Origin of the sequence: Paractinoplanes deccanensis, assembly GCF_016862115.1 — a bacterium.
Classification (GTDB): Bacteria; Actinomycetota; Actinomycetes; order Mycobacteriales; family Micromonosporaceae; genus Actinoplanes; species Actinoplanes deccanensis.
Genome location: NZ_BOMI01000199.1, coordinates 41,262 through 56,453 on the forward strand (window position 1 = coordinate 41,262; position 15,192 = coordinate 56,453).

The 15,192-nt window shown below is 69.8% G+C and carries 13 protein-coding genes; 8 read left to right on the top strand and 5 right to left on the bottom strand.

From position 1 onward, the window contains the following. Positions 1 to 9: 9 nt before the first annotated feature. From Ade02nite_RS46745 to Ade02nite_RS46770, 6 genes are all read left to right on the top strand, one after another. Positions 10 to 1,158, top strand: coding sequence for an acyl-CoA dehydrogenase family protein (locus Ade02nite_RS46745; protein ID WP_203777897.1), 1,149 nt, complete (start codon positions 10 to 12; stop codon positions 1,156 to 1,158). Then, positions 1,159 to 2,793: an ABC transporter substrate-binding protein gene (locus Ade02nite_RS46750; protein ID WP_203777898.1), complete on the top strand. Its 1,635-nt coding sequence runs from the start codon at positions 1,159 to 1,161 to the stop codon at positions 2,791 to 2,793. It abuts the gene before it with no gap. Between the two features lies 1 nt (position 2,794). Continuing rightward, a complete protein-coding gene (locus tag Ade02nite_RS46755) occupies positions 2,795 to 3,775 on the top strand; it encodes an ABC transporter permease (protein ID WP_203777899.1) in 981 nt (326 codons plus the stop codon). 8 nt (positions 3,776 to 3,783) lie between these two features. After that, a complete protein-coding gene (locus Ade02nite_RS46760; protein ID WP_239169573.1) occupies positions 3,784 to 4,662 on the top strand; it encodes an ABC transporter permease in 879 nt (292 codons plus the stop codon). Next, positions 4,659 to 6,266, top strand: coding sequence for a dipeptide ABC transporter ATP-binding protein (locus Ade02nite_RS46765; protein ID WP_203777901.1), 1,608 nt, complete (start codon positions 4,659 to 4,661; stop codon positions 6,264 to 6,266). Before Ade02nite_RS46760 ends, Ade02nite_RS46765 begins: the two co-directional genes overlap by 4 nt. A gap of 135 nt (positions 6,267 to 6,401) precedes the next feature. Continuing rightward, positions 6,402 to 7,271, top strand: a complete 870-nt coding sequence (locus Ade02nite_RS46770) for an LLM class F420-dependent oxidoreductase (protein ID WP_203777910.1) — start codon at positions 6,402 to 6,404, stop codon at positions 7,269 to 7,271. A gap of 108 nt (positions 7,272 to 7,379) precedes the next feature. Here Ade02nite_RS46770 and Ade02nite_RS46775 read toward each other — a convergent pair whose 3' ends face one another. Both Ade02nite_RS46775 and Ade02nite_RS46780 read right to left on the bottom strand, forming a co-directional pair. Beyond that, complete coding sequence (locus tag Ade02nite_RS46775; protein ID WP_203777902.1) at positions 7,380 to 8,432, bottom strand: alpha/beta fold hydrolase; 1,053 nt, start codon at positions 8,430 to 8,432, stop codon at positions 7,380 to 7,382. A gap of 39 nt (positions 8,433 to 8,471) precedes the next feature. Next, positions 8,472 to 9,659 carry an MFS transporter gene (locus tag Ade02nite_RS46780; protein WP_203777903.1) on the bottom strand — a complete coding sequence of 396 codons (1,188 nt, stop codon included), beginning with the start codon at positions 9,657 to 9,659 and terminating at the stop codon, positions 8,472 to 8,474. 154 nt (positions 9,660 to 9,813) lie between these two features. On the opposite strand from Ade02nite_RS46780, the gene Ade02nite_RS46785 reads away from it, so the two are divergent. Then, positions 9,814 to 10,695, top strand: a complete 882-nt coding sequence (locus tag Ade02nite_RS46785; RefSeq protein ID WP_203777904.1) for a helix-turn-helix domain-containing protein — start codon at positions 9,814 to 9,816, stop codon at positions 10,693 to 10,695. Between the two features lie 85 nt (positions 10,696 to 10,780). On the opposite strand, the gene Ade02nite_RS46790 is transcribed toward Ade02nite_RS46785, so the two are convergent. From Ade02nite_RS46790 to Ade02nite_RS46800, 3 genes are all read right to left on the bottom strand, one after another. Beyond that, on the bottom strand, positions 10,781 to 12,586 hold the full coding sequence (locus Ade02nite_RS46790; RefSeq protein ID WP_203777905.1) for a protein-arginine deiminase family protein: 1,806 nt from the start codon (positions 12,584 to 12,586) through the stop codon (positions 10,781 to 10,783). 137 nt (positions 12,587 to 12,723) lie between these two features. After that, positions 12,724 to 13,665, bottom strand: coding sequence for an alpha/beta hydrolase (locus Ade02nite_RS46795; protein WP_203777906.1), 942 nt, complete (start codon positions 13,663 to 13,665; stop codon positions 12,724 to 12,726). Positions 13,666 to 13,835: 170 nt separating this feature from the next. Next, on the bottom strand, positions 13,836 to 14,408 hold the full coding sequence (locus Ade02nite_RS46800; protein WP_239169574.1) for a class E sortase: 573 nt from the start codon (positions 14,406 to 14,408) through the stop codon (positions 13,836 to 13,838). A 600-nt stretch (positions 14,409 to 15,008) separates the two neighbouring features. Here Ade02nite_RS46800 and Ade02nite_RS46805 point away from each other — a divergent pair. Beyond that, the coding region (locus tag Ade02nite_RS46805) for a DUF3311 domain-containing protein (protein WP_203777907.1) at positions 15,009 to 15,192 on the top strand (184 nt) is incomplete at its 3' end.

Genomic DNA, 15,192 nt, shown 5'->3' on the forward strand with positions numbered 1-15,192 from the left:
GGCTCAGCCATGAGCTTTCCGGTGCCCGACCTCTCCCCCGGCGCGCTGGCCGAGGTCACCGCCGAGATCGCGGCGACCGCCGCCGACTACGACCGCACCGGGGAGCTGCCCTGGAAGGGCGTCGAGGCGGCACATCGGGCCGGCCTGCTGACCGCGACCGTCGGCAAGCAGTTCGGCGGCCCGGGGCTGGGACCACGCGACACCGCCCGGATCCTCACCGCGATCGGCGAGGGCGACGCCTCGGTCGGCCTGCTCGCCGCCAACCTGCTGATGTCACACGCCGGGCAGGCCGCCCGCCCGCACTGGCCGGCCGAGTTCTACGACGACCTGCTCGCCCGATCGGAGACCGGCCCAGCCCTGGTCAACGCGATCCGCGCGGAGCCGGAGCTGGGCGCCCCGGCCCGCGGCGGCCTGCCGAAGACCACCGCCACCCGCGACGGTGACAGCTGGGTGGTCAACGGCCGCAAGGCGTACGCCACCGGAGGCACCGGCCTCGCCTATCACGTGGTGTGGGTGGCCACCGACGACGGACGAGTCGGGCACCTGATCGTCCCCGGCGACCGGCCCGGCATCACCTGGATCGACACGTGGGACCACCTCGGCCTGCGCGCCTCCAACACGCACGACGTGATCTACGAGAACGTCCGGGTGCCGGCCGGCGCGTTCGTCGAGATCCCACGCGGCCCCGACGGTGTCTACCGGGATCCGGCCGCCATGGCCGGCCCGCAAAGCTTCAGCCATCCGGCGCTCTACATCGGTGTCGCCCGGGCGGCCCGCACGGCATTCGCCGCGTTCGCCCGCGGCCGGGCACCGGCCGCGCTGGGCAAGCCGATCGCGCGGACCGAGCGCATCCAGGCGGTGGCCGGCGAGATCGACCTGCAGGTCACGCAGGCCGAGACACTTCTGCACGGCACGCTGCTGCGCCTGGAGGCCGGCGACGAGGTCGCGGCCGAACTGTCCAACATCAAGGTCGCGATCGGCCGGTCGGTGATCACGGCGACCCAGACCGCTGTGGCCGCCCTCGGCAATCCCGGCCTGTCCCGGCACCACCCGCTCGAACGTCATCTGCGCGATGCGCTCTGCATCCGTGTCCACCCGCCGCAGGAGGACACTGTCCTGCTCGCGAGCGGCCGCCGCATTCTCACCGAAGGAAAATAGATGCGCCTCAGACGATTCATCGCGGCCACGGCGGCGGTTCTCACCCTCGCCGCCTGCGGCGGAAACGGGGCCGGCAGCAGCGGCGACGGCTCGCCCAAGAGCGGCGGCACCCTCAAGGTGTCGTTCTGGCCGGACAACCCGACGTTCTCCTGCATCGACCCGTTCCAGGTCTACTGGATCGAAAGTCGCACGATCATCCGCAACTTCGCCGACTCGCTGACCGATCAGGACCCACAGACCGGCAAGATCGTGCCATGGCTCGCCAAGAGCTGGGAGATCAGCCCGGACGGCCTGACCTACACGTTCCACCTGCGCGACGACGTCACCTTCGCCAACGGCAAGAAGCTCGACGCGCAGGCGGTCGCCGACAACGCGGCCGGCTGGATCCGGACCGTCAAGGACACCAACGGCGCCGCCTTCGGCTCCTCCTACATCCAGGGCCTGACCGGCGCGACGGTGGCCGGCCCGGCCACCGTGGTCTTCCACCTGAGCAAGCCCAACTCGTCGTTCCTGCAAGCCACCTCGACCACCAACCTGGCCATCACCGACCCGGCGGAGTTCCAGCTCACTCCGGCCGAGCGGTGCACCGGCAAGGGCGTGGTCGGCTCCGGCCTGTTCCAGCTCGACCACTACACCGCCAAGGTCGAGACGGTATTGACCAAGCGGGCCGGCTACGCGTGGGGCTCGTCGCTGTCGGCCAACACCGGTGAGGCCCGGCTCGACAAGGTGGTCTTCGACTACGTGGCCGAGGACAGCGTCCGCACCGGCAACCTGATCAGCGGGGCCACCGACATCGCCTGGCCGCGCAACCCGTTCAGCCCGCAGGACGAGCAGCTGATCCAGAGGTCCGGGGACAAGGTCGAGGCGCGGTCGCTGCCCGGCGTCTCGCTGACCCTGTTCGGCAACGTCAGCGCCGGTCATCCGCTGAGCGACCCGGCCATCCGCAAGGCGCTCTCCAAGGCGATCGACGTGAAGACGTACGCGTCGACCCTCTACGGCCCGGACTACCCGATCGTCGAGGGACCGTTCGACCAGGCCACGCCGTACTTCAAGTCGCAGGCAGCCAAACTCGCCTACGACCCGGACGGCGCCGGCAAGGCCCTCGACACGGCCGGCTGGACGCTGGGCGCCGACGGCATCCGCGCGAAGAACGGCGCGAAGCTGACCATCGACTACCCGCTGACGACGTTCAACTCGGGCGCCGAACTGCTGCAGGCCCAGCTCAAGAAGGTCGGCATCGACCTGAGGCTGCGCCAGCTCACCACCGCGCAGTCGGCGACCTACCTCAAGGAGGGCAACTACGACCTGACCTCCACCTACTTCACCCGCGCCGACCCCGGGGCGCTCCAGTTCATCATCAACCCCGAGGTCGCCAACTCCAAGGCCCTCGCCACGCAGGCGGCCGCCCCGGAGGAGACCGCACAGATCCAGGCGTTGTTCAAGAAGGCCCTCGAGACGACCGACACGGCGGCGGCCGGGAAGGCCTACGGCGAGCTCCAGGACTATCTGATCGACAACGCCATCGTCTACCCGCTCGCCGAGCGGGTGCAGAAGGCCGGCGTCTCCAGCAAGGTGCACGGATTCGCGTTCACGTCGGAGAGCTTCCTCAAGCTCAACGACGTCTGGAAGGAATGACATGGCGCGCTACGTCGCGGGTCGCGTCGTGCAGGCGGTCGTCGTGCTGTGGGCGGCCTTCACGCTCACCTTCGCCATCCTTTACCTGCTGCCGAGCGACCCGATGGAGCTTCAGCTCGCCGCGGCCGGGGTGCAGCCGGACAGCCTCACACCGGACCAGCTCGCTGCGATGAAGCACCGGTTCGGCCTCGACCAATCGATGTGGGCCCAGTACTGGCAGCACCTGACCGGGGTGCTGCACGGCGACTTCGGCACCTCGCTCAGCCAGCAGGTGCCGGTCAGTGACCTGATCACAGAGCGCATCGACGGCACCCTGCTGCTCAGCGTCACCGCCGCGGTCCTGTCGCTGATCGCCGGCTCCGCGCTCGCTTACCTGGCGACGTTCGCCCGCTGGAATCCGCTGCGGGTGTTCCTCACCCGGCTGCCGGCCCTGGGCGCCTCGTTCCCGCAGTTCTTCGTGGCGCTGTTCCTCATCCAGTTCTTCTCGTTCCAGCTCGGCTGGTTCCCGGCCACCGGCACCGAGGGCGCGCGGTCGCTGGTGATGCCGGTCGTGACGATCAGCGTGCTGGCCTCGTCCGTACTCGCTCAAGTTCTGGTCAAGAGCTTCGACGAGACCCTCCGCCAGCCCTACATCGCCACGGCGCGGGCCAAGGGCCTGTCGCGGTCGGCGGTGCACCTCCGGCACGCGTTCCGCAACGCGGCCCTGCCCGCCATGACCATTCTCGGCGTTCTCGTCGGCCTCACGGTCACCAGCTCGATCGTGGTCGAGACGGTCTTCACCCGCGAGGGCGTCGGCAAGCTCGCCCAGGAGGCGGTGCTGTCGCAGGACGTACCGGTCGTGCTCGCCGTGGTCACCGTCGCGGCGGCCATGTTCGTGCTGGTCAATCTGATCGTCGACCTGCTCTATCCCCTGCTCGACCCGCGGATCTCGCACACCCGCGGCCGGGTCCGCCCCGCACCGGAAGTGGTGACCTCGACATGACGACCGCCGTGGCTGATCTGGTTACCGAGGCGCCGCTGCCTGCCGAGGAGGCCGGCGGCCGGCGAGCGAACCTGATCGCCAACCTGGTGCAGCTCGCCCGCAAACCGGTGTTCCTGCTGTCCGTTCTCTACGTGCTGTTCGTGGTCGTCTCCGCCTTCTGGCCTCGGCTGTTCACCTCACAGGACCCGTACGAGACGAATCCGGCCGCGGTGGCGCAGGCACCGAGCGCGGCCCATCTGTTCGGCACCGACATCTACGGCCGTGACCTGTGGTCACGGGTGCTGCACGGCTCACCGCTGACCATCAAGGCCACCCTGATCGCGCTGGCCATCGCGCTGGTCGCCGGGCTCGGCCTGGGCATCGTCTCGGGCTTCTTCGGCGGGCTGGTCGACGCGGTGCTGATGCGGGGCATCGACGTGCTGCTGGCCATCCCCGGCCTGCTGCTCGCCCTCTCGATCGTCACGGCGCTCGGCTACGGCACCGTGCCGGTGGCGGTGGCGGTCGGCGTCGCCATCGTCCCGGGCTTCGCCCGAACGACCCGTGCCGAGGTCCTGCGGGTCAAGACCTTGCCGTACGTGGAAGCCGCGCGGGCCGGCGGCGCATCCTGGACCCGGGTGCTGCTGAGGCACATCCTGCCCAACTCGTGGGGTCCGGTGGCGGTCCTGGCCGTCCTGGACGCCGGGGTGGCGATCATCGCGATCGCGTCGCTGAGCTTTCTCGGGTTCGGCGCCGCCCCACCCGAGGCCGAGTGGGGAACGCTGATCGCCGACGGCCGCAACTACCTGGTCACCTCGTGGTGGCTGAGCCTGCTGCCCGGCCTGTTCGTGGCCCTGCTCGTGCTCGGGCTCAACCACATCTCCAAGACACTCCAGGAGCTGACGCGATGACGCTCGTCGACATCAAGGGACTCGATGTCGGCTACGTCCGGCATCGCCGGGTGCGGCCCGCCGTCGCCGGCCTCGACCTGACCGTCGAGGCGGGCGAGGTCGTCGCCATCGTCGGCGAGTCCGGCTCGGGCAAGACCACCACCGCGAACGCGATCATCGGCCTGCTGCCGCCCAACGGGCGGATCACCGCCGGCTCCGCCGTGGTGGACGGGGTCGAGACCGCCGGCGCGAGCGAGCGGACCCTGCGCCGCCTGCGCGGCTCGGTGGTCGGGCTGATCCCGCAGGACCCGATGGTCGGGCTCAACCCGACCCAGCGGGTCGGCCACCAGATCGCCGAGGCGGTACGGCTGCGCGGCATCACCGGAGCCGCCGTGCCGGCCGAGGTCCTGCGATTCCTCGAACAGGCCGGCGTGCCGGACCCGGAGTTGCGGGCCCGGCAATATCCGCACGAGCTCTCCGGCGGCCTGCGCCAGCGGGCGCTCATCGCGATCGCGCTGGCCGGCCGGCCCAAGCTGATCATCGCGGACGAGCCGACCAGCGCCCTCGACGTCACCGTGCAGAAACGGATCCTCGACCATCTCGGCGGCCTCGTCCGCGAACAGGGCATCTCACTGGTGATCATCACGCACGACCTGGCCGTCGCCGCCGACCGGGCCGACCGGATCGTCGTGATGCGCGACGGGCGGCTGGTCGAGCAGGGTGACCCGGCCACGATCGTGAGCGCGCCGCGCGAAAGCTACACCCGGCGCCTGACCGCCGCGACACCACGACTCGCTCCCCGCTTCGACGTGCGCGACCAGGCCGTACCGGAACCGATCCTGACCCTCACCGAGGTGAGCAAGACCTTCGCCGGCAACGATCTGCGGCGAGGAGCGCGCGGCTTCAACGCCCTCGACAAGGTGAGCGTCACCGTGCCACGCGGCCGGACCCACGCGCTGGTCGGCGAGTCCGGCTGCGGCAAGACCACCACTTTGCGTATCGCGCTCGGCCTGGAGACCGCCACCAGCGGATCGGTCGTGCTCGACGGCGACGAGATCGTCGGCCGGTCGTGGAACCAACTGCGCCCGCTGCGGCGCAAGGCCCAGCTCGTGCACCAGGACCCGTTCGCCACCCTCGACCCGAAGTTCACCGTCGGCCAGTCGATCACCGAACCGCTCGTGTCGTTCCGCATCGGCAACCGCAGGAGCCGCCAGGAACGGGCCCGCGAGCTGCTGGACCAGGTCCAGCTGCCCACCTCCTACCTCGACCGGCTGCCCACCGAGCTCTCCGGCGGCCAGCGGCAGCGCGTCGCCATCGCCCGCGCCCTCGCCCTGCGCCCAGACCTGATCATGCTCGACGAGCCGGTCTCCGCCCTCGACGTGCTGGTGCAGGAGCAGATCCTGCAGCTGCTCACCGACCTTCAGGCCGCGCTCGGCCTGTCCTACCTGTTCGTCTCGCACGATCTCGCGGTCGTCGCCGAGGTCGCGCACACCGTCTCGGTGATGAGCCACGGCAAGGTCGTCGAGCATGGCCCGGTGGCCGAGGTGTTCACCAGTCCGCGCAGCCCCTGGACCCGTGAGCTGATCGACGCGATTCCCGGCCGGCGCGTGGTCGATGCCGCCTGAAATCCGCCGGCACCCCGCCGGAGACGGTGGCCGCCGCCATCCGGGGCTACGACAACCTTGACGACCTCATCGATTACGGCCGCTACATCCTTCCCTGGTCCGCCGGGAACGCACCCATCGGAGGCTGTCATGACGATCAAGATCGGCGTGGTCTTCCCGCAGAACGCGCTGTCGGACGACCCCGGCGAGGTCCGGGCCTTCGGCCAGGCCGTCGACGAGCTCGGCTACGCCCACGTGCGCATCGCCGACCACGTCCTCGGCGCCGACCCGGCCGTCCACCCCGGGTGGGACCGCCCCTACGACGTGGACACCGTCATCCACGAACCGTTCGTGGTCTTCGGCTACCTGGCCGCGCTCACCTCGCTGGAACTGGTGACCAGCGTGATCATCCTGCCGCAACGGCAGACCGCGCTCGTGGCGAAACAGGCGGCCGAACTCGACTGGCTGACCGGCGGCCGCCTCCGGCTCGGCGTCGGGGCGGGCTGGAATGCGGTCGAGTTCGAAGCCCTCGGCCGGCCGTTCGACAACCGGGGCCGCCGCTACGACGAGCAGATCGCGCTGCTGCGCCGCTACTGGACCGAACGCTCGGTGACCCACCGAGGCGAGCACGAGACGGTGACCGGCGCCGGTATCAACCCGCTGCCGGTGCAACGGCCGATCCCGCTCTGGATCGGCGCCTCCTCACCCGTCGGCTACCGCCGGGCCGGCCGGGTCGCTGACGGCTGGTTCCCGCTGGTACAGCCCGGCCCGGACCTGGACGCGGCGAAGGAGATCGTCGACCGGGCCGCGGTGGCGGCCGGCCGCGACCCGGCTCAGCTCGGCCTCGAGGGCAGTGTGCGCTGGTCGGGCTCGGCCGAGGAGGTGGCCGAGGCCGTGCGGCTCTGGGAGACGGCGGGCGCGACCCACATCGCGATCAACACCGCCCGTTCCGGCCCGAACACCGCCGACGAGCACATCGACGCTCTGACCCGGGTGGCGAAGGTGCTGAGCCTTTCGCGGGGATGACGCCGTCGCAACGGTGCCGCAGGCCGCAGCGGGCGGAAGCGTTCGTAGCCGGCGCGCCCGGCCCCGGGCGATGATCGCTCGGGGCCGGGCGCGCGACGCGCGGATCGGTCAGCCGACCGGGTAGAACTTGTTGATCTCGGAGATGACCAGGGCGGGGCGTTCCTCGATGAGCCAGTGGCCGGCCCCGTCCACCGCGGTACCGGTGGCGGCCGGTGCGGCGTCCTTCATGGACTGCTGGGACAACGCCGTCCATGCGGGGATCAGACCCATGCTCAGCAGGCGCACCGGAATGGTCAGCGGAGTCCGCATCAGGACCGCGTTGTCCTGATCGACCTTCGGCCAGTCGCGGTAGAACTCCATGCCGTTGTGCAGCACCTGCGGCCGAGAATAGACGCGGGTGTATTCGGCGATGTCACGAGCGGCTATCGGCTGGGGCAACGTGGAGACAAGCGGGTAGAAGTTGGTCAGGAAGAAGCCGACCCGCCCGGTGAGCAATTCTTCCGAGAAGGTCTGCTGATTGAACGAGAAGTGGAACGCCAGCGGGACGAGGTCGGCGAATTTCAGGCTCTTGCCGACCAGGGCGAAGTCCAGGTTGAACAGGCCGGCGACCTGCCGGCGGTACTGGGCGGCCAGGGCATAGGCGACACCGACTCCGATGTCATGGGCGACGACCTGCACGTCGCGCTGCAAGCCGAGGCGGTTGAGGAGCAGGTGCACGTACTCGGCCAGGACGTTGGTCGTCATCGCGGGCGGGGTACCGGTCGAGTCGCCCAGTCCGGCGTGGTCGATCGCGATGACGGTACGGCCGGGAAGCAGCTCCGGCATGATGTCGTGGTACGCGTACCAGCTCTGCGGCCACCCGTGCAGCAGCACCAACGGGTCTGGTCCGTGCCCGCCGATCACATAATGCATCTGCACGCCGTTGATGGTGGTGAAGCAGTGCCGGAAGTTGCTGTTGAACGCGGCGTTCTTCCGGGTCGCGGCGTCGAAGTCACGGCTGAGCGGACGCTCCGGGGCCACACAGGCCGGCGCGTCGGACTGCGTGGCCGCGTTCGCCGGCTGCGGCGTGCTCGCGGAGGCGTTGAGCGTGCCACCGACCAGGATGACGACAGTCAGCACGGCGGCGCCGATCAGAACGCTGAGGCGTCGAGGCGTTTCCATTGATTCGGTTCTCTCCGTTCGTTATCGATATATCTGGATCTATCGACGGTGGCGCAGGCTGGTGAGCACCACGGCGCCGGCGACCGACGCGATACCACCGACGAGAAGCGGGACGTTGGCCGCCGACCGGTCCACGAGCACACCGCCGACGACGGCGCCCGCCGCGATCGCGAGGTTGCAGACCGTCACCATGACGCCACCGATTTGCTCGAGCCGCTCCGGCTCGGTCCGGGCGCCCCAGCTCATCACGGTGGTCGGGACTCCGCCGAAGCCGAAGCCCCAGATGACGGCGGCGATGAACAGTCCGGTGAGAGAGGTGCCGGTGGCGTACATGCTGATCATTCCGACGCCCAGCACGGCCGGGAAGAGCAAGACCCCCACCCGCGGTACGCGGTCCGCGAGCGGGCCGCCGGCGACGGTGCCGAGGAAGTTGGCGGTCCCGAAGGCGAGGAGCAGCACGGCGAACCCGCCCCCGCCGATGCCGGACATGCTCTGTGCGGCGTCGCGGACGTAGGTGAAGCCGCTGAAGTGCCCGCCGAAGATCAGCAGGATCGCGAGCAGGCCGCCCAGAACGATCCCGGAGCGAAGTACCGACCCGAGCGCGCGGAGTCCGCTCAGGGCGGCGGGTCTGACGGCCGGCAACGTGGCGACCTGCACGGCCAGGGCGAGCGCCGCGACACCCGCACCGAGGACGAAGACGCCACGCCAGCCCCAGACGTCGCCGAGCCAGGCACCGAGGGGCACGGCGGCGACGGTGGCCGCGGCGACGCCCGAGTTGATCACCGTGAGCGCGCGGCCCACGTGGTCGGCCGGGACCAGGTGCGCGGCCATCGCGGTGGCCATGGCCCAGAATCCGCCGAGCGCGACGCCGAGCAGGAGACGCGCGGGCAACACGGCGGAGAGGCTCGGCGCCACGGACACGATCAGGTTGGAAACGATCGCGAGGAGGGTCAGGCCGATCATGACGCGCCGCCGGTCGACGCGCGGCACGACCACGGATATCGACAGCGCCGAGACGGCGGCGGCGAAGGCGGTCACGCTGACAGCCTGGCCGGCCGCCCCGTCCGAGACGCCGAGATCGTCGGCGATGCGCGGCAGCAGACTGGCCGGCAGGAACTCCGACATGACGATGGCGAAGATGCCCAGGCCGAGGGAGACGACCGCACCCCACGCGGGCGTCGTCCGGTCGGCCGCCGGCACCTCGGGCGACCGGGACGTGGTGGTCAAGGTTCGATCCTTCCGACACAGGGAATGCCCGATGGGACGCTCCGGGCGATGTCCCACGACGCTAGGAACGGCTCGCCGACCCGGCCAGATCCCTGATCAGCCGGGGGTCTGACAGGGCCCCGGCTGATCGGCGGCGCCGCACTACGCTGGCAAAATGAGTCAGAGATCGAATGCCCTCGGCAGGTTCTTGAGCGCTCGCCGGGCGCTGGTGACGCCCCGGCAAGCCGGCATTGGAGACACCGGCGTACGACGTGTGCCGGGGCTGCGCCGGGAGGAGGTCGCGATGCTCGCCGGCATCAGCGCCGACTACTACCTGCGCTTGGAGCGAGGCCGCGACCGCAACCCGTCGCCACAGGTGCTCATGTCGATCGGCCGGGTTCTCTGCCTCGACGATGAGCACATGACTCATCTGCTTTCGCTGGTCGTCGGCGCGCCGCGACCGCGCCGGGCCCGTCACCGTGCGGAGACCGTGCCTGACGGTGCGCTCACGTTGCTGGACGGACTCGTGCAGCCCGCCTTCATCGAGGGGCGCTATTTCGACATCCTCGCCGCCAACAATCTGGCCCGGACCCTCTCGCCCGGACTCGACGTCGGCGGGAACCAGCTCCGGGACTTCTTCCTCGACGCGGCGCAGCAGGATCTGTATCCGGAGTGGGAGGCAATGACGGAGTGTTTCATCGCCGCCCTGCGCCAGGCGATCGGAGCCGACATCGAGGACCCGCGTTTCATCGAGCTCACCGGTGAGCTGTCGCTGGCGAGCGCGACCTTCCGCCGGTTGTGGGCGCGGCACGAGGTGCGTGCGCAGCGCGGCACCACGATCCGCTTCAACCATCCCCAGGTGGGCGAGTTGGCGCTGCACCGGGAACGGCTGGCCATCAGCGGCACGGACGGGCAGTCGCTGGTGATCTACCACCCGGATGCCGGATCCCGCGATGCCGAGAAGCTGTCGATCCTGGCCTCGGCCGGTCTGCCCACCCGGCAACCGCGGCGGCGAGCCCAGCCGGAGGCAATACCCCGCCCGGAGAACCACCGTTGACGATCATCGGCATCCTGGGTGCCGGTCAGGCCGAACGCACGCCGGCCCGCGCGTCGGTCACGAACGGATACGACGCGACCCCCGGTCAGGGGCGGAGGTAGTCACGGAACGTGTTCGTGGAGCAGTGGATCTCGCCCTCGGAGACGTGCGCGGAGGTGAGGTCGTCCACGAAGGTGACCCGGTATCCGATTGTGGCCAGCGCGCTGGTGGCGGCGTCCTCGAACACGTCTCTGCCGTGCAGCAACGGGCCGTACGGCTTCGGGGCGACGTAGCGGTGGCCGGCCGCCACCAGGCCGTTGATCAGGTTGGGGGTCTCGCCTACGCCGTCGCGGCGGGCGTTGAGCGCGGCTATCGCCTTGTCCTTCTCCGGGCCGTCGTCCATGCCGTCGATCGCCGACTTGTCGAGAGCCCAGTCCAGCCCGCGGGCGGTGAACAGCACCGGGATGCGGACGATCCGGTCCGGCGTCAGCCCGAGCCGTGCGACGTTCTCGGCGATCCTGCGGGCGGCGATCCGGTTGGTGTCGGTGAACTGCCCGTCGGCCCGGAACTCGGCGATCGTGCGGTGGTCGATCCGTTCGTCGTAGGGCCACTGAAGCGCCGGCAGGTCGCCGTGCAGCTTCTCGCTCTGCGGCACCTTGCTCAGCAGCGCCAGGCCCGCGGCCGGGTCGGCGACGATCGCCTTCCAGCCGCCCGCGACCGGCAGGAACTGGATGAACTCGTCGACGTGCCCGACGTTCAGCCAGCTCGTGTCGACCGTGACGACCTCCTGGGCACCCTGCGCGCGCAGGAAGGCCACGATCTGCGCGGACGGCTTACCGCCCACGACCACCGTGCCGTTCGGGTGACCCGGTGTCGGTGGCATGGTCTCCAGATTGCCCATCGAGTCGTACGTGTTGTCGTCGTCGGTCTCCGGCACGGGCACACCGGGCACGTGCGCGACCGCCACATCCGGCCCCTTGAGCTGGGTGTACGCGACGCGGGCGGCCTGCCGATGCTGGTCGTTCACCGACGGGATCAGCACCCGCATGCCGACATCACCCATTCTTTGGTACGCCGGTTCGAACAGATCCTGCGTCCAGTCGTCGTCGCCACTGTCCAGAGTGGCGAGCGGCGCCACCTTCGCGGCCGCGGCACGCCACGCCTTGCCGTTGTCGTCCGAAGCCTTGTTGGTGAAGACGCGTTGGAGGCGCTGCGTGTTGAGCTGGGTGAGCACGGGCGCCTCACGCAGGCGTACCGCAGAGGTCTTGACCTTGCCGTCGGCAACGACGCTGAGCGTCACCACCGACGTGCCGTCCCAGGCAGCGCGGTCCCGCACCACATCAATGCCTTCGAGGGCGAGGTCGACGCCGTGCCTCAGCTCGGCCGTGGACAGCGACGAGGCGACCTCCCAGCGGCCGCGCTTGACGAACAGCCGCACCTTGCCGGTCGCGGTGAGCGTCGCGGAGGCGTCCGCCGGGACGTCGGGCCAGGCCGTCACCCGCAGGCGAAACAGGTCGCGCTCGTCGGCGGCACCGTTCACGACCGTGTCGGCGGCATCGTTGCACGCGGCCATCTGGCGGTCGGCCAGGTTCTGCTCGAGCCGGTGTGCGCGGCGCAGGGCCAGGTACCGTCTCTCCGCCTCCTGCTGGTCCGGCAGCTGGGAGAGCGCGTCCTTCTCGTCGGCGAAGCGCTGGTCGTTGGCCTCCTCGCGGGCCACCGCGTCCTTGGTGATGGTCCGGGCGGAGGCGCGGCACGCGTTGGCGTCGTCGTCGATGTTGGCCAGGAACATCCCACCCGGGGTGACCGCGCCCAGCTGGGCGCCGCCGGTCTCGCCGGCCGACGCGGCCAGGGGCACCGCGGCCAGAGCCAGACCGGCGGCACCGGCCACCGCCCCGATGATGTGTCGTCTCATGGGAGTCGATGCTCGCAGCGACTTGTCAGGATCCGGTTTGCTCGCGAACGGCCGTCCACGCAGGCCGGGTCTGTCGAACCTGATGCTGGCCGGCACGCGCCTGTGTGGGCGGCCGCTGACGCCCGTGGGGTGCAGTTTCAGGCGGAGACCAGCACGGGCTCGACGGCGAGGTTGGTGGTGAAGAAGCCGCGGAGCTCCTCGACGGCCGGGTCGACGTACTCCCGCTTGTCGTAGAGGTCGACGTGGCTGGCGCCCTCGATGAAGACCAGCTTCTTGGGCCCGACCGCCCGCTGGAACGAGTCGATGCTCATCCACGCGGTGACCGCCCGCCGCCCCACGATGACCAGGACGGGGCGCTGCCCGATGAGCGGGACCGCGGTCCACGCGTCGAACAGGGCGAGGTGGTCGATACTGGTCCAGGTGAGCAGCTTCGTGGAGCGCGGGTGCTGGCCGCGCGGGGTGCAGTAGTACTCGAAGCCCTCGTAGCCGTGCTCGCCACCGAGCGCCCGAGCCTGCTCGATGGTGTCGGGGAACAGCTGGAAGACCTGCCCGCCCTCGCCGTGCGCCTCGGCCGTGCGCGCCTTCGCGGCCGCGTCGAGCATGCCCTGAAAGACGGCCGGATCCTGGTCGCCGTCGGCACCGAGGCGGAACTGCCGGGCGATGTCGACGCCGCTGACCGTCGCGATGGCCTTGACCCGATGGTCGCTCGCCGTGGCGTTCATGGCGTAGCCGCCGGAGGCGCAGATGCCCAGCATCCCGATGCGGTCCGCGTCGACCTCGGGCCGGGTGGTCAGGTAGGAGACGGCGGCCTTGTGGTCCTCGATGCGGTGGGCGGGGTCCTCCAGCCCTCGCGGCAGACCGGCCGACTCGCCTTGGTACGCGGCGTCGAACGCGATGGTGATGAAGCCCTGCTGGGCAAGAAGCGACGCGTAGAGGCCCGCCGCCTGTTCCTTGACCCCGGTCCCGGGGTGACCCACCACGATGGCCGGCAGCGGCCGGTCGCCCGCCCCGTCGGGCAGGTACAGGTTGGCGGCCAGCTCGATGCCTGCGCTGTCGAACTTCACGTCCATTTTCTGCATGACGTTCCTTCTCGGTGAGCTCGGTGCTTGCTCCACCACCATCGCTCCGCCGCGCCTCAGTGACCCCGGTAGCTCGCCCTGGCGCGGGCACGGGCACATCGGCACGGGGGTCCCGTGTCGCCGCCCCGGGTGGCTCGCTTCGACGACACCAAGCGCGCCCAGCTCCGGGCTCAGTGTGCTTTCATCTCGGGCGGCATGCCGGCATCGGCCGGCGATGGGTTGCGCGGCACCTTTCTCGCCAGCTCGGCGTGCACGATCAGCCGCTGATAGCGGTTGTACTTCGGGTTGCAGGTGGTGAGGGTGAGTAGCGCTTTCGTCGGCTTGACGCTGGGCTTGCCGGGCACCGCAGCGACGACTTCGACCTGGTTCGGCTTGACGATGTCCAGGTCGTACACCCTGTACACGTACCAACTGTCCCGGGTCTCGACGCCGATCACGTCGCCCGGCCGGAGCTCATCGAGCCGCCAGAAGATCTTCTTGATCCGGTGACCGGCCACCGAGAAATTGCCGATCTGCCCGGGCATGGCGGTCTCGGGGTAGTGGCCGGGCGCGTACTTGATGTCGTCCGGCCGCACGCCGTTGACGACCACCCACTCCTTGTCGAACTTCGGTATGTAGAGGCGGCCGACGAGACTGTCGCCGGGTGCCGCCGGTCCTTGCGGGGCGCCGGCAGACGGTGCCGCCGGCGGGCCGGCCCACGCCTGATCCAGTTCCCGCGCCAGGTTGTGCTGCTCGGACTGCACCTTGGCTGAGTTATCGGCCTGTGCGCCTCCGCGTCTTCGCCAGGCGACGCGGCTGGCGCCACCTTTCGCGGCGGCAGCTCGGCGCTTTTCCCGGGGCGAGCCCTCTGCTTCGGTGCGGGAAGCATCCGGGTGGTCGCGCGGTGCCGGCCCTCGCCGGATCCGGATGACGGCTGATCAGAGAAATCCGTCATCGGATGGCCCGCGGGGATCGGAGGCTGGTCGATTCCTGGCGCGCCGACTTTGTCATCTTTTCCTTTACCGTTTCCTCCGTGCCCGGCCCAAATGGACAACGGCACCGCGCAACTACCTGGTCTACTCGCCTCGCTTAACGGCATCCATCGCCGTGAGTTCATCGGTCGTTGGAACCGGTACTCCACGCGCCGCCTGGTTTCCGGGGAACGTCGATCATGGCAAGATGGGCGATCACGTGTAGCCCCTCATGAGGACGTGTTTTCTGTCGCAAGGACGTACCCCTCCGTGGCTCCACGCCTATATTGGGCATCGCCCGGTACGCGGCAATCACCCATTTCGCGCCGAATCAACTGCCGTTCCCTACTGAGATCACCTCAGCACGAGCACTTCACGAGGAGGTACGGGGCAATGGCGGAGCCAGAGACCAAAGCCCGCGACGATCGCAGCCCGTGGAACTGGCTGCTGCTCATCCCGATCGTCGTGCCGGTCCTGCCCTTCATCTACAACTTCGACGAGCCGCGACTGTTCGGCTTTCCCGCCTTCTACTGGATCCAGTTCGCCCTTGTCCTCGTCGGCGTGGGCACGACGACCC

Coding starts and splice junctions, on each gene's coding strand:
- Ade02nite_RS46775 (WP_203777902.1), bottom strand. CDS start 8,432: ATGGAAACGCCTCGACGCCTCAGCGTTCTGATCGGCGCCGCCGTGCTG.
- Ade02nite_RS46795 (WP_203777906.1), bottom strand. CDS start 13,665: ATGCAGAAAATGGACGTGAAGTTCGACAGCGCAGGCATCGAGCTGGCC.
- Ade02nite_RS46745 (WP_203777897.1), top strand. CDS start 10: ATGAGCTTTCCGGTGCCCGACCTCTCCCCCGGCGCGCTGGCCGAGGTC.
- Ade02nite_RS46790 (WP_203777905.1), bottom strand. CDS start 12,586: ATGAGACGACACATCATCGGGGCGGTGGCCGGTGCCGCCGGTCTGGCT.
- Ade02nite_RS46755 (WP_203777899.1), top strand. CDS start 2,795: ATGGCGCGCTACGTCGCGGGTCGCGTCGTGCAGGCGGTCGTCGTGCTG.
- Ade02nite_RS46750 (WP_203777898.1), top strand. CDS start 1,159: ATGCGCCTCAGACGATTCATCGCGGCCACGGCGGCGGTTCTCACCCTC.
- Ade02nite_RS46785 (WP_203777904.1), top strand. CDS start 9,814: ATGAGTCAGAGATCGAATGCCCTCGGCAGGTTCTTGAGCGCTCGCCGG.
- Ade02nite_RS46765 (WP_203777901.1), top strand. CDS start 4,659: ATGACGCTCGTCGACATCAAGGGACTCGATGTCGGCTACGTCCGGCAT.